The 17,521-nt window shown below is 61.7% G+C and carries 28 protein-coding genes; 18 read left to right on the top strand and 10 right to left on the bottom strand.

Annotated elements, in window-relative coordinates:
* Nucleotides 1-95 precede the first annotated feature (95 nt).
* From NKJ40_RS06215 to NKJ40_RS06205, 3 genes are read left to right on the top strand one after another with little or no spacing between them, the layout of a single operon-like run.
* The gene (locus NKJ40_RS06215) at nt 96-3,299 is read left to right on the top strand and encodes an SGNH/GDSL hydrolase family protein (protein WP_352465321.1); all 3,204 of its coding nucleotides are present in this window, start codon (nt 96-98) and stop codon (nt 3,297-3,299) included.
* Nucleotides 3,300-3,303: 4 nt separating this feature from the next.
* Nucleotides 3,304-3,525 (top strand): hypothetical protein, encoded by a 222-nt coding sequence (locus NKJ40_RS06210; protein ID WP_352465320.1) that lies wholly within the window; start codon nt 3,304-3,306, stop codon nt 3,523-3,525.
* 33 nt (nt 3,526-3,558) lie between these two features.
* Nucleotides 3,559-4,176, top strand: a complete 618-nt coding sequence (locus NKJ40_RS06205) for a class I SAM-dependent methyltransferase (protein ID WP_352465319.1) — start codon at nt 3,559-3,561, stop codon at nt 4,174-4,176.
* A gap of 83 nt (nt 4,177-4,259) precedes the next feature.
* Here the strand turns inward: NKJ40_RS06205 and NKJ40_RS06200 are convergent, their stop codons facing one another.
* The 8 genes from NKJ40_RS06200 to NKJ40_RS06165 all read right to left on the bottom strand — a co-directional run bounded on the left by NKJ40_RS06200 (nt 4,260) and on the right by NKJ40_RS06165 (nt 7,909).
* On the bottom strand, nt 4,260-4,811 hold the full coding sequence (locus NKJ40_RS06200; RefSeq protein WP_352465318.1) for an acyltransferase: 552 nt from the start codon (nt 4,809-4,811) through the stop codon (nt 4,260-4,262).
* A 1-nt stretch (nt 4,812) separates the two neighbouring features.
* The gene (locus NKJ40_RS06195; protein WP_352465317.1) at nt 4,813-5,034 is read right to left on the bottom strand and encodes a hypothetical protein; all 222 of its coding nucleotides are present in this window, start codon (nt 5,032-5,034) and stop codon (nt 4,813-4,815) included.
* Nucleotides 5,035-5,285: 251 nt separating this feature from the next.
* A complete protein-coding gene (locus tag NKJ40_RS06190) occupies nt 5,286-5,459 on the bottom strand; it encodes a hypothetical protein (RefSeq protein ID WP_352465316.1) in 174 nt (57 codons plus the stop codon).
* 131 nt (nt 5,460-5,590) lie between these two features.
* Entirely contained in the window at nt 5,591-6,301 is a 711-nt protein-coding gene (locus tag NKJ40_RS06185; protein ID WP_352465315.1) for a TylF/MycF/NovP-related O-methyltransferase, read from the bottom strand.
* Nucleotides 6,302-6,715: 414 nt separating this feature from the next.
* A complete protein-coding gene (locus NKJ40_RS06180; protein WP_352465314.1) occupies nt 6,716-6,889 on the bottom strand; it encodes a hypothetical protein in 174 nt (57 codons plus the stop codon).
* A 168-nt stretch (nt 6,890-7,057) separates the two neighbouring features.
* Nucleotides 7,058-7,225, bottom strand: coding sequence for a hypothetical protein (locus NKJ40_RS06175; protein ID WP_352465313.1), 168 nt, complete (start codon nt 7,223-7,225; stop codon nt 7,058-7,060).
* Between the two features lie 175 nt (nt 7,226-7,400).
* A complete protein-coding gene (locus NKJ40_RS06170) occupies nt 7,401-7,550 on the bottom strand; it encodes a hypothetical protein (RefSeq protein WP_352465312.1) in 150 nt (49 codons plus the stop codon).
* A 173-nt stretch (nt 7,551-7,723) separates the two neighbouring features.
* The gene (locus NKJ40_RS06165; protein ID WP_352465311.1) at nt 7,724-7,909 is read right to left on the bottom strand and encodes a hypothetical protein; all 186 of its coding nucleotides are present in this window, start codon (nt 7,907-7,909) and stop codon (nt 7,724-7,726) included.
* 151 nt (nt 7,910-8,060) lie between these two features.
* Here NKJ40_RS06165 and NKJ40_RS06160 point away from each other — a divergent pair, with 151 nt between their 5' ends.
* The 6 genes from NKJ40_RS06160 (at nt 8,061) to NKJ40_RS06135 (ending at nt 10,326) form a co-directional block, all read left to right on the top strand.
* Complete coding sequence (locus NKJ40_RS06160; RefSeq protein WP_352465310.1) at nt 8,061-8,864, top strand: N-acetylmuramidase family protein; 804 nt, start codon at nt 8,061-8,063, stop codon at nt 8,862-8,864.
* 1 nt (nt 8,865) lies between these two features.
* The gene (locus NKJ40_RS06155) at nt 8,866-9,078 is read left to right on the top strand and encodes a hypothetical protein (protein WP_352465309.1); all 213 of its coding nucleotides are present in this window, start codon (nt 8,866-8,868) and stop codon (nt 9,076-9,078) included.
* On the top strand, nt 9,078-9,347 hold the full coding sequence (locus tag NKJ40_RS06150; RefSeq protein WP_352465308.1) for a hypothetical protein: 270 nt from the start codon (nt 9,078-9,080) through the stop codon (nt 9,345-9,347). The genes NKJ40_RS06155 and NKJ40_RS06150 overlap by 1 nt, the downstream gene beginning before the upstream one ends.
* The gene (locus NKJ40_RS06145; RefSeq protein WP_352465307.1) at nt 9,332-9,535 is read left to right on the top strand and encodes a hypothetical protein; all 204 of its coding nucleotides are present in this window, start codon (nt 9,332-9,334) and stop codon (nt 9,533-9,535) included. Before NKJ40_RS06150 ends, NKJ40_RS06145 begins: the two co-directional genes overlap by 16 nt.
* Nucleotides 9,535-9,858, top strand: coding sequence for a hypothetical protein (locus tag NKJ40_RS06140; RefSeq protein ID WP_352465376.1), 324 nt, complete (start codon nt 9,535-9,537; stop codon nt 9,856-9,858). The genes NKJ40_RS06145 and NKJ40_RS06140 overlap by 1 nt, the downstream gene beginning before the upstream one ends.
* Before the next feature lie 168 nt (nt 9,859-10,026).
* Nucleotides 10,027-10,326, top strand: coding sequence for a hypothetical protein (locus tag NKJ40_RS06135; RefSeq protein WP_352465306.1), 300 nt, complete (start codon nt 10,027-10,029; stop codon nt 10,324-10,326).
* A gap of 50 nt (nt 10,327-10,376) precedes the next feature.
* Here NKJ40_RS06135 and NKJ40_RS06130 read toward each other — a convergent pair whose 3' ends face one another.
* The gene (locus NKJ40_RS06130; protein WP_352465305.1) at nt 10,377-10,652 is read right to left on the bottom strand and encodes a hypothetical protein; all 276 of its coding nucleotides are present in this window, start codon (nt 10,650-10,652) and stop codon (nt 10,377-10,379) included.
* 168 nt (nt 10,653-10,820) lie between these two features.
* Between NKJ40_RS06130 and NKJ40_RS06125 the strand changes: the two genes are divergently transcribed.
* From NKJ40_RS06125 to NKJ40_RS06105, 5 genes are all read left to right on the top strand, one after another.
* Nucleotides 10,821-11,117, top strand: coding sequence for a hypothetical protein (locus NKJ40_RS06125; protein WP_352465304.1), 297 nt, complete (start codon nt 10,821-10,823; stop codon nt 11,115-11,117).
* Nucleotides 11,118-11,495: 378 nt separating this feature from the next.
* Entirely contained in the window at nt 11,496-11,801 is a 306-nt protein-coding gene (locus NKJ40_RS06120) for a DUF1236 domain-containing protein (protein WP_352465303.1), read from the top strand.
* 123 nt (nt 11,802-11,924) lie between these two features.
* On the top strand, nt 11,925-12,131 hold the full coding sequence (locus NKJ40_RS06115) for a hypothetical protein (protein ID WP_292664236.1): 207 nt from the start codon (nt 11,925-11,927) through the stop codon (nt 12,129-12,131).
* An 86-nt stretch (nt 12,132-12,217) separates the two neighbouring features.
* Entirely contained in the window at nt 12,218-12,448 is a 231-nt protein-coding gene (locus NKJ40_RS06110; protein ID WP_352465302.1) for a DUF2934 domain-containing protein, read from the top strand.
* 464 nt (nt 12,449-12,912) lie between these two features.
* Nucleotides 12,913-13,563, top strand: a complete 651-nt coding sequence (locus NKJ40_RS06105) for a hypothetical protein (protein WP_352465301.1) — start codon at nt 12,913-12,915, stop codon at nt 13,561-13,563.
* Between the two features lie 141 nt (nt 13,564-13,704).
* On the opposite strand, the gene NKJ40_RS06100 is transcribed toward NKJ40_RS06105, so the two are convergent.
* Nucleotides 13,705-14,037: a hypothetical protein gene (locus tag NKJ40_RS06100; RefSeq protein ID WP_292664226.1), complete on the bottom strand. Its 333-nt coding sequence runs from the start codon at nt 14,035-14,037 to the stop codon at nt 13,705-13,707.
* Between the two features lie 277 nt (nt 14,038-14,314).
* Between NKJ40_RS06100 and NKJ40_RS06095 the strand changes: the two genes are divergently transcribed.
* From NKJ40_RS06095 to NKJ40_RS06080, 4 genes are all read left to right on the top strand, one after another.
* Complete coding sequence (locus NKJ40_RS06095) at nt 14,315-14,569, top strand: hypothetical protein (RefSeq protein WP_292664224.1); 255 nt, start codon at nt 14,315-14,317, stop codon at nt 14,567-14,569.
* A gap of 167 nt (nt 14,570-14,736) precedes the next feature.
* The gene (locus NKJ40_RS06090; protein WP_352465375.1) at nt 14,737-15,462 is read left to right on the top strand and encodes a GntR family transcriptional regulator; all 726 of its coding nucleotides are present in this window, start codon (nt 14,737-14,739) and stop codon (nt 15,460-15,462) included.
* Between the two features lie 3 nt (nt 15,463-15,465).
* Nucleotides 15,466-16,521, top strand: coding sequence for an ADP-ribosylglycohydrolase family protein (locus NKJ40_RS06085; RefSeq protein WP_352465300.1), 1,056 nt, complete (start codon nt 15,466-15,468; stop codon nt 16,519-16,521).
* Nucleotides 16,518-17,504: a PfkB family carbohydrate kinase gene (locus NKJ40_RS06080; protein ID WP_352465299.1), complete on the top strand. Its 987-nt coding sequence runs from the start codon at nt 16,518-16,520 to the stop codon at nt 17,502-17,504. The genes NKJ40_RS06085 and NKJ40_RS06080 overlap by 4 nt, the downstream gene beginning before the upstream one ends.
* Nucleotides 17,505-17,521 lie beyond the last annotated feature (17 nt).

Genomic DNA, 17,521 nt, shown 5'->3' with positions numbered 1-17,521 from the left:
GCCGTTGCTTCCAGGTGGCTCGCCACCGTGCACTAACCCGAAATCAGAACATTTCCTGCCTCGCTTCGCGGGGCTTTTTTATGGAACAAGCCCTCATGTCCCGACCTGCAACTGCCGCCGTTCGTTTCCTGACCGGCGAACGCGAACCCGTGCGCCTCGCAAGCACGGCCGACATCCTCCTGCACGGCCTGCAGGCCATCGACGGCGTGCCAGCGGAGGTCGGCGACCGCGTGCTGGTCAAGGACCAGGCCGACCCGACGCAGAACGGCATCTACACGGCGAGCGAAGGCGAATGGTTCCGCGCCGCCGACGCCCGCACCACGCGCACCCTGCAGAAGGGCACGACCGTTCACACCCAGATCGGATCGGTCAATGCCGACCGCGTGTTCAAGTTCACGGCCGACGTGCCGGCCGTCGGCGCAGATGCCATCACCATCGCCGCATCCGTTCCGCCCGACATCGCCGATGTGGTCGAAGAGGTCGAAGCGCTGCGCGATGAAACCCAGGCCTTGAAGGATGCTGCCGAAGCCAGCGCCGGCCAGGCAACCGCCAGTGCCGCCGCTTCCGCTGCGAATGCCGGCCAAACCACAGCCGACCGGGCTGCGACCAATTCCGATGCCGTCGCAGCCGCGGCGGCCGTCATCAGCGCCCAGGCTGCGCGTGACGCTTCGCTCTACGGCAAGGGCATTTTCCCGACGACTGCGGCGGCAATCGGCTTCGGCCTCGCCGGCAACGGTGCGATCACGCCAGGCTCGGGCGGCGCCAACGGCACGTTCGACCTGGCGTTTACCGGCGGCACCGGCTCGGGCGCTGCCGGCCGCTTCGTGGTGGCGGGCGGGGCGCTGACGCAGATACTGATCACGGCGCCGGGCTCCTACACAGTGGCGCCGACGTTCAGCTTTGCGGCGTCGGCAGGGCTGGCCGGCGCCGCCGCGGTGGTGGTGCTCGGCAGGAATGTCGATGTCGGCGAATATTTCTGGACCGAAGTTTCGACTGGTTCTTTGGGGTTGTACAATGTCGGGGCCGGACCGATTGCCGTCGATACAGGTATCCGTGCGTCACCGGCGGAAATTGCCCTGATCAGCTCACGGGTCGTCGGGCCAGTTCCGATCACTGGTTCCGTCGGCGGCACGGTGATTACGAACGACAGCGTCTATTTCTGGCCTGGATCGCTGTCGACGGTCGATGAATATCTGTCGATCCTGGAGCTCGGATTTGGCGCCGTGCCGGGGACAGTCCACATCGTCATTGCCCAGGTCGAGAGCGACGGAACGCTTAGCCTGGTTTCCGAGCAGACGATATCCGTTCCAGCCGGCCCGTCGTCGGTTGTTTCGGGGCTTTCGATCCTGAAGCCTGCCGGCAGCGTCATAGGCGCCCAGCGCACTGGCGCCGGCAGCTGGTACTACACTGCCGGGGCAATTCCGAACGGCGAAGTCGAGTGGTTCACGGCGGCGGTTCCGGCCTCGCACACTGCCAAGACCATCGGCGCGGTAAATGGTCCACAGTGGAAGGCGACCTTCACCGGCGAAGTCGCCGTCAAGGCGCGTGCTGCCTATACCACGGCAAACGGTCTCGTTTCCGCTGTCGGCGTTAGCCAGGAAATCGGCTGGCCGATACTGGTCAACACAGGGTCGGACGTTCCGGGCAGCTACAGCGTCATCATGCAGACGCCAGCGCCGGCCGACGGCTATATTACAGCGGTTGACGTCGGCGCTGGCGCTGGCGCCGGCGCTGCGCTCATTCATGTAGTGGATTATCTCGGCGGGTTGGTGGTCAACGTCCTAAGCACATATGCGGTGACGCTGATCAACGGCGTCGCCCATATTCCGCTGGGTATCCCAATCCCAGCCGGCAAATATCCGGCGATCAGCGGTGGCGCCTACAAGTTTCAAAACAGCGTCAACCCGCAAGGCATCCCTGCATGGATCAAGTCAGGCGCGCTGTCGAATGGCGCGACCGTAGCATTATCCGCCCAGCATCGGTATGAGGTTCGGTTTACGATCAAAACCGGTCTGCTCGCCGATGCCGACCGCGCCTTGGCCGGGGGCGGCAGTAATGACGGCATGAACCTGCTGGCTGGCGCAGATCCGAATGGCGTCGTTGATGCGACCGCGCTGTTTGCGTCGGCGACCGCCGCTCATCCTAATCCCTATGTGCCGCCTGGGAATTTCGCTTTGACGGCCATTCCTGCATCTGGCGACGGTTTTTGGGGACCTGGCAAGCCGGCCGTCAACGGTAAGCGCTTCTTCATTCCGCGCCGGCCGTCGCTGCAAAATCTCTATGACCGCTTTCGCGCGAAGATGGCCGAACATATTGCCAACAACGATGTGTTCTGCCTGATCGCCGATAGCATCGGCCTTTGGGCACTTGCCAGCGACGGGCCGAAACACTGGTTCAACCTGGTTACCCGCTTTGCCAATATCGGCATTGCCGACGATGAACCGGGCATGACTGCTTTGCGGCCAAGCTCTACCTACGTTCCGACCTTCTATGGCGTCACTGTCGCCGGCAGCGTGTCGACAGGGTCGCGCGGGCCGATCGGCGAGAGCATCATCCTAGCGGCCGGCGCGTCCCTGGCGTTCACCGGCGCCTATGAACAGGTCGACGTCCACTACACCCAGGACGCAGCCCAGGGCTCACTTGCCTTCGCCTTCGACGGCGGCGCGGCCCATAAAACCGTCAATTGCGCCGGCGCCCTGGCGCTTGACCAATATTCGGGGCCGTCGCTCACCGCGCAGGCGGCAAGCGGCAATTACACTCTTACGGCTGTCGGCGGTCCTGTCGAGATTACCGGGCTCATCCGGCTTGGCGTCAAGGCGCCCGGCTCGCGTCCGCGCCTGCGCACCTTGCGCGCGGCACACGGCAGCTATGCCTTCTCGTCATTCAACACCGCGCGTCTTACATCCGCCGCCGCTCAATGCGGCTACGCCGGCGGCAAGATAGTGCCCATCCTGGCGCTCGGCATCAATGACAGCTTTGGCACGCCGCCGGCCACGATATCGGCAAACATCGCAACAATCATCAACGCGCTGGAAGCGGCCGCTGCACCGCGTATCCTTGTCATGCCGCCGACGCGGCCGTCGGCGGCATGGGATGCAAGCTACACCGGCGGCCGAACCTATGATGCCGCTCTCGGCGCGATCCGACAGACCTACAGGTCCCGGAACGTGCTGACCATCCCGATCGACGGCTTCGATTACATCAACTCTGGGAACTACCAAGAGGGGCTGCATTTCAACGATGCCGGCCATGACGGCAATGCGCTGCGATTCATCGAACAAGTTGCGGAACGGGGATAGGCCAATGCCATCTGCTATTCAGCACAAGGGCGAAATCGTCACCGAGCTCGAGGAAGGCGAGGAATGGCTGGTGGTCGGCGCGATGATCATGGTCGCAAAGCCGAAGGATCCGGCACACAGCCGCGAAATCCCGGTTCCTGACGGCGACATTGAGGGTCTCGTTGAGGTCTGGGTAGGCGGCGCCGTAGTCGACGCTGGACGCCGTTCGCAGGCAATGGCAGGATGAGGTCGGCGGGGGCTATCCTTGGAGGATTGTCCCATGGCGCATGCCGGCAGCATCATCGACATCTATGAAGACTATTACGCCGATGGAAAAGTAGCCGCAAAACGGGACATAGCTTCAAACCAGTCGGTCGGGCACATCGAAGCGATCATTCAAGGCCAGTTCTTCGACAGGATTCTTGATATCGGGGCGGGCGAAGGTGCGGTGCTGGATAAGCTGAACAGGAAGGGGCTCGGTAAGAAGCTTGGCGCCGTCGAGATTTCGAAGAGCGGCGTCGAGGCCATCAAGGCAAGAAAAATCGCCAAACTGGCCAGCATCGACGTATTCGACGGCTATCACATCCCTCATCCCGACAAGTCGTTCGATCTCGGGCTTGCCATTCACGTCGTCGAACACGTCGAACACGAACGGATGTTTCTGAGGGAAGCGGCTCGGGTCTGCAAGAAGCTCTATATCGAAGTGCCTTTGGAGCATACGCGAGATCTCAGCAAGGCCATTCGGATGTCAGGGCCGTATGGGCATATCAACTTCTACACGACCCAAACGTTTGAAAACCTTCTCAAAACGTCCGGGCTAAAGGTCGAACGGCTAAAGGTTTTTGCGCACGACCTCGCCTATGAACAGCACCTGGGTGGCGAAAAAAAGGATGGGTAAAACACAGACTGCGGACCGAATTTCTCAGGTTTGCACCCCAGATGGCGATGCGCAGCATGGCCTACATGGCCGGAGCTCTGTGCTCAAGTCGCTGATCTAGCGGCAGCGCCGCCGATTTGCTTTGCAGGATTACCGCCGACCATACTAAAGGGCGGCACGTCTTTTGTGACGACAGACCCCGCACCAACGACCGATCCCTTGCCGATCGTTACGCCCTTGAGAATGATGACGTTGAAGCCGATAAAGACGCTGTCTTCAATCTTCACTGGCGCAATGGTGATCTTTGACCAGTCCTTTTTTCCCTGATGCCAGTCGGCGATATCTTCCTTGCGGTCTTGCCAACCCGTCGCGTGTGAGTTGTGATCGACGACTGTGGTACCCCAACTAATGATCACGTCATCCCCGATTTCGATCCTCTCAGCCGCGACGAGGTGGCTCTTGCCGATATAGGATCTTTTTCCAACGGTGATCTTTGCATCAGCGCGATCGAAGGAAAAGACGCCGTTGATGATGCATTCTTCGCCGATCGCATGCTTGCCTCGCCGCAAACTGCGGACGCTCCGCAAACTTAGCTTCGTCGCGGGACCGGAGTTGATGCCGGCTAGGCGGTAGAGGAATGATGGAACGAATGGCATATCAGTTACGGTCGAAGTGCGGCTTGGACAACCTCTCAGCGAAAGGCTGCGATTGCTCAAAGAATCTGAAATGCTTCCAATGTTGGTGTACCCCTTCGAAGAATGCCGGCGCCGCGTCTTCGAGGTCCGTATCAATGATTGTGGGTGGGATTAGTTGCCCTTCGGCTAACTGAACCGACAACCGAAATTGGCTGTTCGCAATAAGCAGGTCAGTCTCCATCATCCATGCGACTCCTCACGGCCTAGCTATTGCGACAAGCGGCGGCGGTTTGCAAGCTTGCAAAACGCCCGCGCCCGACAGTCTGGACGCCGTCTGAAAATCGCCTAAAAGTTCGTCAGAAGAATTGCTCTGGGAGGCGAGATGCCGTCCGCACCAACGACGGCGCAGCAGGCCGACCAGAAATCCTACAGCTGGGGCAGTATTTCGGAATTGTCAGGGTTCATCGCTGACGCAGACCCGCCGCGGCGGAGCCGCTACCGTCTGCTGTCCTGCGGCTTCTGGTGAGGTTCCTGGCTTTTCGACCACCAGACAAAATACAGCGAGCCCATCTTCAGCACCGGCACGCGTCTGTCGCGCTCGCGGCTTCGTAATCCGCGATAGGTTTTCACCTTCAGCGTGCCGCCAGGCAGCCTGATCCGCAACGTCATTTTGAAAAGCCCGCCAGATAGTGCAGTGCAGCACTAGGCGCTTGCGCGGTCGGCGAGTCAATTCCCGAAATCATCCGCCTCATTCAACTGCCCGGGAGGCGGAAAGCAACGTCCTGGCCGCAAGAGAAGCCTTACGATCGCTGGATCACAGCATGCGGAAGAGTTCGTATTAGACGGCAGTCAGAACGGCCTGCAAGGAATTGGTCGGTCGCCGTCCGGCATCCGCCGTAGTCATTGTAATCGTCCAGGATCATGAATCCGCCAGGGCTCAACACTTCAACGGTCCGCTCAAGGCAGAACTTGACCGGATCGTGCCAATCGCAATCGATGTGGGCCAGTGCTACTCTGCTTTTCGGATGAAACTGCACTGTGTCTTCGAACAGGCCCTTGTGCAGCACAATCCTTTTACCATCGGCCGGGACACCAAAGTCCTTGAAGCTGGCACTCACCTTATCGAATAGGTCGCCTTGATACCCATAATAGGTGTCACCGCCGATGCCTTTGGATCGTCCCGACCGGATGGTCTCGTAACGGGCCTTGGATTTTTCGTCGTCCTGTTCAGTCGGGCTCGGAATCATCCCAAACACATCGTAGCCGTGGAAAGAACGGTCCCCGTTGAGTTCGGACGCGATGTAGATTGCGGAGCCACCGAGTGCGATACCGTATTCGATGAAATCGCCGGGGACGTTTTCACGCCTCAGCCGCCTGATTGCATCGCGAAGGCTAATAAACTTTGCGTCCGAAAGATATGTCAGACGGGCGCGGCGCACCGAACGGGCGACGGCCGGCACTCTAAGCCTGTTCGCATTCTTCACTAAGTGTTTGGTCAATCTTGACAACATCGCGTGTGGTCCCCTCGAGGCTCGCAAACGCCCCGTCGCTCCAAGTTGAGCGCCAAACCCCTTAACACAACCACTCACCATCACAAGCCTCCCCATGAGGGCGGAAAGGAACTGCCATGGACACAAGTTCAAGGGCGCCGCGAAGCCCATCGCCGATCTCGACATCCGCGAATAGGGGCGACGATCAGCGTCGGCGAGGACGAAATCCACGCCTTCATGGACGTCGAGGCGGCAGGATCCGGCTTCGACCGCTACGGCCGCCCGAAGCTGCTGTTTGAGCCGCCGAAAGAGTGCTGGAAGAATTGCGCACGAGACGCGCTCGAGGTCGCACCAACATGGCATGGCAACTCGACCAGTGGGGAGACACGGCTCGGGTCGATCGTTGACGCCGACGCGTCGGCCCAACTGCCGGCGCTACCGTCTGCTGTCCTGCGGCTTCTGATGCAGGTCCTGGCTTTTCGACCACCAGACAAAATACAGCGAGCCCATCTTCATCACAGGCACGCGGCGGTCGCGTTCCCGGGCTCGCAACTCACGATAGGTCTTCATCTTCAGAGTGCCGCCAGGCAATCTGATACGCACTGCCATCGGTCCAACTCCCGTTGTGCAACGCAGCAATTTTCGTGCAATGCGGTAAGTAGAGACCTTCCGTTACGGAAGAGTCAACAGCAGCCTCATCAACTTATTTTGCAAGCTGGCCTGCTGAGGCCGGGGCGGGCTTTCCCAGGCGCATGCCAGGCCGAAAGAATAGAGGCGTCACCCTGGCGACTGATCGTCAACCAGGCGCTGGCGGTTCGACCACCAGGTGAAATAAAGCCGGCCGATCTTGACGACGGGTATGCGGCGGGCGCGCTCGCGGTCGCGCAATTCGCGGTACACTTTCACCTTCAGCGTGCCGCCCGGCATTCTGATACGCACTGCCATCGGCCCGCCTCATTGTGCAATGCAGCATCAAAGACCTTCCGTGGCGGAAGAGTCAACGCCTGCCCGCTGACTTTTTCTGGGATTTGTCGAGCGGTCTCGGAAGTTTTGGCGCGCACGGCGGTTCCTGATCCTGCACCGGGGCGTCATGCCCAGTCGGGATCGTCGGTTACGCGGGCTATTTCCTGGGCGAGGATTTGTTGGTCGAGGATGGGCGATCGGACATGCCGCTCGGCCACCAGATGACGAAGTAATTGCCGACCTGCCAAACCGGCACCTCGCGCTTCTGCTCGCGACGCCGCAACTCGTTCCTTTTCTTGATCTTCAAAGTCCCGCCCGGAAGCCTGATTCTTATCGTCACATGTCCTCCCCGTACCCCCCAAGGTACGAACGATAGACGGGAACGGTTTCATCCCGGCTAAGCAATTTCGTCCAGGTCAAGCAATTTCGGGCGCGGTAGACGCAGGAACCAGGACCGGAGCGAGATCGCCGGAACCGGCTTCATTTGAAGAAATCCGCGATGCCGTTGATGGCCAGCACCGCATAGACGATCGGTCCGGCGATAAACGCACAATATAGGCAGAGGATCGCCGCCAGCAGCAGCAGCAGCGGCTTGTCGCGACCGACGGCGCGGAGTTCGGACTTCACCGACCAGCGCGCCGCAGCGGTTTGTTCATCATCAGACATGTGCACCATCCCGCGGCCATTTCACACGGCGGGTCGAAAACATCAACCTTGCTTGCCACATCGGCACGCGCTGCCGCCCAATTCTGCTTTGCCGCCACGCATCTGTTTTTTCAACTGCACAACCTGCCCGCGAGGGCGGAAAGGACTGCCCATGGACATGACGTTCAAGGGCGCCGCCAGGCGCCTCGATGACATAGACTTGCCGAAACTCGGCGCCCGGATCGGCGTCGGCGAGGACGAGATGCACGCGTTCCTCGATGTTGAAACGAGCGGGCACGGCTTCGACGCCCATGGCCGGCCGGTCATCCTGTTCGAACCGCACGTCTTCTACCGCAACCTGTCGGTTGCCAAGCGGGCAAGAGCGGTCGCCGCCGGCCTCGCCTATCCGAAGTGGGGCGAGAAGCCCTATCCCAGGGATAGCTACCCACGGCTCAAGGCAGCTTGTGCGATCGACGAAACCGCGGCGCTCAAATCCGCTTCGTGGGGGCTGGGCCAGGTTCTCGGCGAGAATTTCAAGGCGGCCGGCTTTCTTACCGTGCAGGCGATGGTCGGGGCGATGATGGCGGACGAGGCGCTGCAGCTCGGCGCGGCGATCGACTTCATCGTCGAGAACCAGCTCGACGACAATCTGCGCAATCATGACTGGGCTGGATTCGCCAAGGGCTACAACGGCGCCGGCTACCGCAAGAACTCCTACGATACCAGGCTTGCCGAGGCCTATCGCAAATGGTCGCGCATCAAGGACACGCCTTGGCCGTCTGCCGGCCCGGTGTCATCGGCGGTCGTCCCTGCAGCCCCGCCAGAGCCCGCGAACCCAATTCCCGTTCCACAAGCGACCGCCACGCCCGCGCCCTCTGCGCCTCCTGTGCTTGCCGCCAAGCCCGGCTTCTGGGCAGCGCTGATCGCCGCTGTCCTGAAACTATCAGCCATCCTCAAACCGTTTGGAAGGAAATGACATGTGGACCCGGATCAAGAGCTTCTTCTGCGACAGCGAGACAATATTCTGGGCGCGGCTTCAGGCGGCCATCGGCGTCATCGCGACCATCGTCACCTATGTCGACCCGCGGGTTCTTTCGCCGATCATCCCGGGGGAATGGTTCCCCTGGTTTCTTGTGGTCAACGGCGTTTTGACCGAGTTCCTGCGCCGCCGCCGCGCGGAGGATTTGTGATGGCCGCACTCCTCGCCATTCTCGACGCCATCATCGGCAACAAGGTCGTCATGACGGTATTCGCTGCCGTGGCCGGCGGCATCGGCCTTTACGTTGCCGGCGGTATCAACCGGGTGAGGAAGGAAGCGGTCAAACAGGCAGAGGCAAAAGTCGCGGCCGCCGAAGATCGCCTGGAAATGAGGCGCGAGGCCGCCGCCGAAGAGCGCAAGGCCGCCGGTATGGCCGATGCGGCAGCAAGAGCGGAGGCTGCGAAATGGGCAAAGCGCTGATCCTCTGCCTGGTGCTCGCCGGCTGCGCGACAACCGCGCCGGCCGGCAATCCGCGCCAGGTCTGGTGCGACCACAACCAGCCGCGCCGGCCATCGGCGACCGTCGTCGCCGTCATGACCCGGCCCGAGCTGGACGAGATGAACGCCTTCAACGGGCGGGGCGCCAGATGGTGCGGGTGGACGCCATGATGCACGAGCTGCTCGACGTCCTGGGCATCAAGGCGCCGGTGTTGGTCGCCGGCCTGTCCGGCGGCATCTTGCGGGCCTTGTCGCGTCATCGCTACAAGATCCGCGAAATGGTGGCCTCGCCGATCTGCGGCGCGCTGGCGGCCGCCTATCTGACGCTGCCGGTCGTGCATTATTTCCGCGCCGCCGGACTGCCCATTCCTTCTCCGGACGACGACACCACGACGCTCGCCGCCGCGTTCCTAATCGGCGTCTCGGCCATGTGGATTTCGGACATCGTCTTCGAAATGATCGTGCGCCGGTTCGGGCCGGTGAAGGAGGAGTAAGCCGCCCGACGAAATAGTGACGTTCAGTTGGAGCCCGCCGCGCCGAAAGGTGCGGCGGGCTTTTGCATTTTCCCTGGCAGTCTGTACGATCTTTTCTCTGCGCGAGGGCGGCTCGATCCGGCGCCTGCCAGACCAAGATGCGCGTTAGGCTTCACGGGAGATGGTGTCATGCTTGCCAGAGTCCTGACACAAGCGGCAGTCCTGACAGTCGGGGCGCTTCTGTTTGCCGCGACGGCCCATGCCCGGCCGGACAGCCGCGCGATGACGTGCGAACAGACACAGCTTCTGATCCAGAGGCATCGCTCGGTGGTGCTCACCACCGGCCAGAACACCTACGACCGTTACGTCCGCCAATTCGGCAATGAATGCGACTGGCCGCAGGTGCCGGGCGCCGCGTATATCAAGACGCGTGACGGTCAATGTCTGGTCTATCGCTGCCAGGAGCCGGTCTTCGACCTCCCGAATTGAAAGCAGGGGCTTTCATCCGGCCGCCGACGCAGAGTGCGAAAGGCGGTGGCTTACTCCTCGTCGAAAGGACCACCTTCGCGTGCGAGATCGCGTGAAATAACGCGTTCATCGGTATCGTCCGGCAAGGCCTCGTCGCTTTCCTGGTAAGCGTTGTCGTCGTCCTCCTCCGGCAGTTCGCCGTCTTTCTCGACGTCGTAACGGATGTCGCCGTTTTGCGGCACGCCGTCAGGGAGGATTCTCCCGCTCCGGATGGCATCCCAGTCCTGCTGCTGGATCGTCGGGCTCTCCGTCTCGTCGTCGGTTCGATCTTTCCTGCGCGGTTCCATCGCCGGTTCTCCATAATGTCAGCGGCCCTGAATTGGCTCAGTGGTTGAACTCATAAGTCTGGCGGCTGGTTCCGGGCCGCTGCGGTCCGGGCGCATGGCCGCACGACGGAACCAATCGCGCCTGCCCGCCTTCACATTCAGAAGATACTGGCGCGAAAGGAGCTCGACATGAGACCGCTCATTTTCTTGCCGTACATGCTAGGCGCGCTGGTGCTGGCGGTGCCGGCGTCCGCGCAGCCGGGCGAACAGTCGCAATCCGACCGCTGCAAGGTCGAGCCGCCGGACAAGAACAGCCAGCAGCAGAAGCCGGCCGGCAACAATTTGTCCGATACGCTCGAGCCATGCGGTGGGGTGCTGAAGCCGCCGCCAACGGGCGATCAGGGCATAGCGGCGCCACCGCCGAATGACGGCAAGACCCCGGTGATCAAGCCCGGCGAGCTGCCGCCACAGCCGCCCAAGCAGTAGCCGCTTCATTTGCTGCCACGGGGGCTGTCCATGGCGCTGCGACGGGGCGGTAACGCCGCGCCGTTCGAGCCGGCAGGTTTGTTGCAGTCGCCTAGGAACATTAGCTTGTCCTAAATGTTGTTTAGACGCAGTCGATATCACCCCCCTCCGGTATCGCTGCTGATCGGGAAACCGATCGGCCCGCGTCTTGCGACGCGGGCCACCGCAGTTCATTCGCAGTCCATTCGCCACACCGCGCGGGCACTTCACCGCTATTCGATTAGCCGCCACTTACGGAACAACAAGGTGGCGTGGGCGTTTGCCTAGAGGGTTCGCCGCTTCGACCGGAATTCCGTGTCGCAACCGTAAAGGCGAGGCCCGTAACAACAGGAGTAGACGATGAAAATCCACCTTGTTCCTGCTGCGGCGGGATTGGTGTTGCTCGCCGGCGTCGGCGTGGCCACCGCGGACCAGGTGATTGTCACGCCCGAACAGCAGACGGTCATCCGCGAATACGTCCACAAGCACCCGTTGGCGTCGATCAATCTTCTGGGGGTGGAGCTCAATATCGGTTCCACGTTGCCCGATACGGTCGAGCTGCAACCGATCGATGTTCCCGACGTGCAGTACAGATACGTCGTCGTCGGCAATCGCACCGTGCTCGTCGACCCAGGCACCCGCAAGATCGTGCAGGTCATCGAGTGATCGGCGTTCCCAAACCGCGAACCGGATTGGGAAAGGTCACGGTCTAATAACCAAATCAGAGCTCCATCCCGAGCGATCGGGATGGAGCTCTGTCGTCTCGAAACAAGGAAAGGAGTCATTCCCATGCATGTCGAGCCGGTCAACGTGGCCGCAGCCGTCGACAAACTGCTTGCTGAACGAGGCGATGGCCTGCTGTCGATGAAGGCGGCGATTGCACTGTTGCGCGAACGCACCGGAACCGAGCGCTCGGACGCCGATCTTGAAGGGCTGATCATCAAGAAGGCGGCGCTCCTCGGCGTCGCCGTCCTGTGTGACAGAGAGGTTCAATGACGCTGTTGCCTGCCGCTCAAGACGCCGGTCGAAATATCAGCTAGAACAAAGTTGCTTACGCATGAACCGAGCCGACGGAGGCATCAGTGACGGACAGGCAGGAACGGATTCGCCAGCGAGCACACGCGATCTGGGAACAGGCAGGCAGGCCCGACGGGGCGCATCAGCAGCATTGGGATCAGGCTACCGCCGAAATCGACGCAGAAATCGCCACGAAAGAGACCGCCAGCCGGCCGAAGCCGAAAGCACGTCAGCCTAAGCCGGCGCCGGCCGCCAAGGACGGAAGCAAACCCAAGGCGCGACCACGCAAAGCGTGAACTCGAGCGGATTTGATTCCAACGCTAGATCTCGCGGTTGGTCGGGCCCATCGTCTTGGCGCTCCTGCACGTCGTTCCGTGATCGGCAGCAGAACCAGTCCTGACCGGTCCCGCCGCCGCAAGCCCACCCGCGATGGTAGGCCCGAATGGTGCGGCTAACTAGTTGCCGCAATTGTTGTCGTTGACAGTCGGTGAAACCGTCCCGGCAGGCTTGTTGGACGCGTCGGGTTGGGCTCCTTGCGGGGTTGCAGGGCAGTTTTCATCCGCATTGGAGTTCAGAGGCCATCCCGAAGTAAAACTTTCGGAAAATTTCACTACAAATTTCACGCGGCTGTTCTTTGAACAGTTACCATAAGGCCAGTAATTTGATCGGCAAAGAAACCGATCTTCTTCCTTGCGCTTAGGGCGTAATGCAACCGGCGAGTTCGCAGGCTGCTCAGCGCAACTACAGCAAGGAGAATGTTATGACCATCAAGATCAAAACAATCACCGGTGCGGTGGCAGGCAGCGCAGTGCTTTTCATGCTCTCGATGCCGGTAAATGCCGCGAACGGAATTGCCGTTGGTGTTGGAACGTCCATCGGCGGCAACGGCGGCATCAAAGCCCGCCTCGGCGCGACGGTTGGCGGTCGCGGCGGCATCAACGCCGGTGCCGGCGCAACGGTTGGCGGCAGCGGCGGCATTAACACCGGTGCCGGCGCAACGATTGGCGGTTCCAGAGGCATCGCCGCGGGCGCCGGCGCATCGGTCGGGGGCAGAAGCGGCATCAACGCCGGTGCCGGCGCGACGATCGGCGGTTCCAGTGGCATCGCGGCGGGCGCCGGGGTAGGTATCGGCAGCGGCGTTAACGCTGGCGCCGGGGTCAGGGTCGGCAGTGGCATCAATGTCGGCGCCGGTGTCGGGATCGGTGGTGGAAGCAATCCGAGCAATCCGTCCAACCCGGGCAGCCCGTCCAATCCCAGCAACCCCAACAATCCCAGCTTGCCCCAGGTCGTTGCCGACATGTCGGGCGACAAGTTGGCCAGGATGAAGAAGCGCTGCGTCGACGTGCTCAGCAGCGAAGGCACTTACGATAGCGATCTGCGCCAATTGTGCCTGCTGATCGCTCGCCGCTAAGGCGAATACATCGGATGAAATGTCGGACCGGGCCGAGAGGCCTTCGTCCACCAAACCTCCAGCTGTCCAAAGCCCGCCATTGCGGCGGGCTTTTTGGCGAGCATGTGGCGGCGCATGGCGGGGCTCGAAAGAGCTTGCGCCTCAATGCGTCTGACGGCCAAGATCCGGCGGAGCGGCCGCTCTGTCTTCCACGGCATCCCCGCCCACTACGGGGCTGCTTTGCATCAGCTGAGTGCATGCAAACTCCGCCAGATCGGCTTCCGCGAAGCCGTCGAACTCGATAGCTGCGCCTTGGAGTTGGGCGGCTTGCATGACGAGCCATTCAATGTCTTCGCGCGCAACATTCTCGGCGAGGTTCTGCAGTCGCGCGGCTTCGGCGACAGCAGTCAGATTGATGGCAATCCCGGACCGCAATGTAGCTCGAACTCGGGAACTGACGTCTTCGTGCAGGCGAACCGAAAATCCGTAGCGCATGGAAAACCTTTCCCTTCGGGAGCGGTTTGTCCCTCGTGCCATACCATGCGCCCAGGGTCCGCGATTGGCAAGCGAAAATCATTAAAAAATCGTGTTGTGTCAAATAGTTAGAGTATTTTGTTAATTGCCCATTTGATGCTTGATCAGCTTCATCGGACTTCTGCATGACTCACACATCTGAAGGTCTTGACGTACTCTGCTCACATACCTAATTCTACAAAGAATTATGAACATACTAACTCAGCTGCTTTTAGGCTGGTATGACTGGAGGCCCGAGATGTCCGAACTGGAACGCCCGGAACGATTGCAGATCATGCTGACCGTCGATGAACTGGCGGCGTTGGAGAACTGGCGCTTCGACAAGCGCATGCCGAGCCGGTCGGCCGCGGTACGTGAGCTTTTGAGGCGAGGTCTCACAGCCGATGGTTTCCTGACGGCGGCGCATGGGACCAAGTCGCGCGACTTCGGCATTCTGCCGCATTCTGCCGATGGTGACGGGGCAGTCGAGGGGTCTTCCAGCAGCGAACAGTGACATCTCCAGCGACCCCGTTCGCCCGCCGCACCTCGTATGGCCTTCACGGCCACTGGGTATCATCAAGCAGCTTGGTCTATCTGTGTGGCCCTCCGCCGTCGGTTGACAGAGCTGGCGTTGCAGATACATTGCACAGGACTATACAGGTGCAATGAACAGGTATGCCTATGGTCCGCCGCGTGGTCCCATCGTCTCCCGGTACGGGCAAGCCCGAACAGATCGCCACGGTTCTCGAACATGAAATCCGCTCCGGTGTTCTGGGCTTCGGCGACCGGCTGCAAAGCGAGAACGAGCTCGTCCAGCGTTTCTCCGTCAGCCGCAACACCGTCCGCAAGGGCCTCGAGGAACTGTCCAGCCGCGGGCTGATCACCACCAAGGTCGGCATCGGCTCTTTCGTCACCTTCGATGGCAAGCCCGTTGATGACTCAATCGGTTGGTCGCGGGCGCTCGCCAACGCCGGCGCCAATGCCGAAACGCGGACGCTGCGGCTCGAGGTGATCGAGGACCCTGATCTTGCCGCACTGCTTGGTATAGAAAACCCGTTTTTCATCGCTGTCGATCGGGTCCGCACCAATGCCAGCGACGGCCACGCTATCTCCATCGAGCGCAGTCGCCTGCCATTGTCACCGGAACTGGAGGACGTGCCGTTGCGCGGCCTGCGCGAAGGCTCGCTCCACCAGACGCTGCGCGGCGCCGGTCTCATTCCAGACCATGGCGAGGAATGGGTCGGCATCGAAATGCTCAACCCAGAGGACGCCGCAATCCTCGGCTGCCCGCAAGGCACGCCTTTCCTGCGCGGTCGTCGGTTGACCCGCGCCGCCGATGACCGGCCGATCGAATATGTGACCAGCCTGCTCAACCCGGCGCATTTTGCGCTACATATGAGGTTCTGAGTGATGCCGGATGACACCGGGAAGATGACCGATCGGGCTATGGGAGCCCTTGTCGGCGGGGCACTGGGAGATGCATTGGGCATGCCGACGCAGCTTTTGTCGCCGGCCCGGATTGCCGAACTCTACGGTCACGTCGAGGGCTTCATTGCTCCTTTCGCCGACCATCCGGTGTCGAAGGGGCTCCCCGCCGGAACGATCACCGACGACACCGAACAGGCGCTTCTGCTTGGTCGTATCCTGGTCGAATCCGGCAACCGGTTCGACCACGCGCGGTGGGTCAATGCGCTGCTCGACTGGGAGCGCGACGTCAAGGCGCGCGGCAGTTACGACCTGCTGGGACCATCGACCAAACGCGCCATCGACGCCATAAACCGTGGCGTGGCGGCCGGGGAAGCGGGACGCAGCGGCGACACAAATGGTGCGGCCATGCGCATCGCGCCAGTCGGCATCATGATGCCACCAGAGCCGCTTGACGCACTGGTCGGCAAAGTGGCCGAAACTTGCAGGGCGACGCACAACACGTCAATCGCAATCGCTTCGGCCGCAGCGGTCGCTGCCGCCATCAGTCGCGGCATCGCTGGCGGTGACTGGCGCGCCGCTTCCGACAGCGCCATCGCCGGGGCGAGGCACGGGGCAACGCTCGGCCATTGGGTGACCGGCGGTGACATCGCCGCGCGCATTGGGTGGGCGCAGAAGCTCGTACGCGGCAAGGAGACGAGCGACGCGATCCGGCTGATCACCGATCTGGTCGGCACCGGCGTCGCCAGTCAGGAGTCCGTTCCGGCTGCATTCGCGGTGCTGGAAGTCGCCCGTGGCGATCCCTGGCAGGCGGCAGTCATCAGCGCCAATCTCGGTGGCGACACCGACACGATCGGCGCCATCGCGGCCGGCATGGCCGGTGCCTGCACCGGCCTTTCCCGATTACCTCAGAACCGCATTGCAGACCTCAAGGGTATCGACATGACGGAGGTTAGCGCGCTCGCCGCCGACCTTGTTGCGGCGCGGACGTCTAGGGGCCGTGCGGACAAGACCAGCACCGGCAAGGATGCGGCGGCATGAAGGGGCGTCTCGTCCATATCGGCAGCGCGGTGGTCGACTATGTCTACCATATCGATGCCTTGCCGGCACCGGGCACGGAGAAGACCGCGTCGAGCTATGCACAAGTCGCCGGCGGCGGCTTCAACATGATGGTCGCGGCCAGCCGCACCGGCATGAAGGTGGTGTTCGGCGGCCAGCTCGGCAGCGGACCCAATGGCGACTTCCTGCGCACGGCCTTAGCAACTGAGGGAATCGAGACACTCACGCCGCCATCGTCGGTTATGGACAGTGGCAATTGCGTCGCCATGATCAGCAGCGATGCCGAGCGCACCTTCGTCTCATGGCCTGGTGCGGAGAGTGTGCTCAGCCTTGACATGATGGCGCCCGTCTCGGTCGCACCGGGGGATTGGGTGTTCACCTCCGGCTATACGCTTAGCTACCCGGGAAGCCGAGACGCGATTGTTGACTGGATCGAGGCACTTCCGGCCGACACACCGCTTGTCCTCGACCCAACACCTGTCATCACCGACATTCCTCGCCATATCCTGTCTCGGATACTCGCCCGCACCACCTGGTTGAGCTGCAACACGACGGAAGCGACCGCGATTGCCCGTCCGGGCGGTGTCGAGACACTCGCGTCACGGCTTCTAAGAGACCACTCCCCGAAGGCGGTCGGCGTCGTCATTCGCGCCGGGGCGAAAGGCTGCCACGTGCGGCTGGCCGATGGCTCGGCGCAAACGATTGCCGGCTTCCAGGTCGATGCCATCGACACCAACGGCGCCGGGGATACCCATATCGGCGCCTTCGTCAGCGCGCTGGCGCGCGGCATGCCGCCTTTTGAGGCAGCGCGCTACGCCAATGCGGCGGCGGCCATTTCCGTCACCCGCCACGGCGGTTCATCAGCGCCGACCGACTGCGACATCCAGACATTCCTAAGCCATGCCGGCGGTCCGCCGATCGGCCTCCATGGCCGGAAGCAAGAGGGCAAACGCCCGACAGCCTGACAAAGCCCGGGAAGCGG

It is taken from the genome of Mesorhizobium sp. M0119 (assembly GCF_040322615.1).
Classification (GTDB): Bacteria; Pseudomonadota; Alphaproteobacteria; order Rhizobiales; family Rhizobiaceae; genus Mesorhizobium.
The sequence above is the reverse complement of the archived record's forward strand: the minus strand, read 5'-3'. Positions and strand labels throughout refer to the sequence as shown.

Coding starts and splice junctions, on each gene's coding strand:
- NKJ40_RS06215 (WP_352465321.1), top strand. CDS start 96: ATGTCCCGACCTGCAACTGCCGCCGTTCGTTTCCTGACCGGCGAACGC.
- NKJ40_RS06210 (WP_352465320.1), top strand. CDS start 3,304: ATGCCATCTGCTATTCAGCACAAGGGCGAAATCGTCACCGAGCTCGAG.
- NKJ40_RS06205 (WP_352465319.1), top strand. CDS start 3,559: ATGGCGCATGCCGGCAGCATCATCGACATCTATGAAGACTATTACGCC.
- NKJ40_RS06200 (WP_352465318.1), bottom strand. CDS start 4,811: ATGCCATTCGTTCCATCATTCCTCTACCGCCTAGCCGGCATCAACTCC.
- NKJ40_RS06195 (WP_352465317.1), bottom strand. CDS start 5,034: ATGATGGAGACTGACCTGCTTATTGCGAACAGCCAATTTCGGTTGTCG.
- NKJ40_RS06190 (WP_352465316.1), bottom strand. CDS start 5,459: ATGACGTTGCGGATCAGGCTGCCTGGCGGCACGCTGAAGGTGAAAACC.
- NKJ40_RS06185 (WP_352465315.1), bottom strand. CDS start 6,301: ATGTTGTCAAGATTGACCAAACACTTAGTGAAGAATGCGAACAGGCTT.
- NKJ40_RS06180 (WP_352465314.1), bottom strand. CDS start 6,889: ATGGCAGTGCGTATCAGATTGCCTGGCGGCACTCTGAAGATGAAGACC.
- NKJ40_RS06175 (WP_352465313.1), bottom strand. CDS start 7,225: ATGGCAGTGCGTATCAGAATGCCGGGCGGCACGCTGAAGGTGAAAGTG.
- NKJ40_RS06165 (WP_352465311.1), bottom strand. CDS start 7,909: ATGTCTGATGATGAACAAACCGCTGCGGCGCGCTGGTCGGTGAAGTCC.
- NKJ40_RS06160 (WP_352465310.1), top strand. CDS start 8,061: ATGGACATGACGTTCAAGGGCGCCGCCAGGCGCCTCGATGACATAGAC.
- NKJ40_RS06155 (WP_352465309.1), top strand. CDS start 8,866: ATGTGGACCCGGATCAAGAGCTTCTTCTGCGACAGCGAGACAATATTC.
- NKJ40_RS06150 (WP_352465308.1), top strand. CDS start 9,078: ATGGCCGCACTCCTCGCCATTCTCGACGCCATCATCGGCAACAAGGTC.
- NKJ40_RS06145 (WP_352465307.1), top strand. CDS start 9,332: ATGGGCAAAGCGCTGATCCTCTGCCTGGTGCTCGCCGGCTGCGCGACA.
- NKJ40_RS06140 (WP_352465376.1), top strand. CDS start 9,535: ATGCACGAGCTGCTCGACGTCCTGGGCATCAAGGCGCCGGTGTTGGTC.
- NKJ40_RS06135 (WP_352465306.1), top strand. CDS start 10,027: ATGCTTGCCAGAGTCCTGACACAAGCGGCAGTCCTGACAGTCGGGGCG.
- NKJ40_RS06130 (WP_352465305.1), bottom strand. CDS start 10,652: ATGGAACCGCGCAGGAAAGATCGAACCGACGACGAGACGGAGAGCCCG.
- NKJ40_RS06125 (WP_352465304.1), top strand. CDS start 10,821: ATGAGACCGCTCATTTTCTTGCCGTACATGCTAGGCGCGCTGGTGCTG.
- NKJ40_RS06120 (WP_352465303.1), top strand. CDS start 11,496: ATGAAAATCCACCTTGTTCCTGCTGCGGCGGGATTGGTGTTGCTCGCC.
- NKJ40_RS06115 (WP_292664236.1), top strand. CDS start 11,925: ATGCATGTCGAGCCGGTCAACGTGGCCGCAGCCGTCGACAAACTGCTT.
- NKJ40_RS06105 (WP_352465301.1), top strand. CDS start 12,913: ATGACCATCAAGATCAAAACAATCACCGGTGCGGTGGCAGGCAGCGCA.
- NKJ40_RS06100 (WP_292664226.1), bottom strand. CDS start 14,037: ATGCGCTACGGATTTTCGGTTCGCCTGCACGAAGACGTCAGTTCCCGA.
- NKJ40_RS06095 (WP_292664224.1), top strand. CDS start 14,315: ATGTCCGAACTGGAACGCCCGGAACGATTGCAGATCATGCTGACCGTC.
- NKJ40_RS06090 (WP_352465375.1), top strand. CDS start 14,737: ATGGTCCGCCGCGTGGTCCCATCGTCTCCCGGTACGGGCAAGCCCGAA.
- NKJ40_RS06085 (WP_352465300.1), top strand. CDS start 15,466: ATGCCGGATGACACCGGGAAGATGACCGATCGGGCTATGGGAGCCCTT.
- NKJ40_RS06080 (WP_352465299.1), top strand. CDS start 16,518: ATGAAGGGGCGTCTCGTCCATATCGGCAGCGCGGTGGTCGACTATGTC.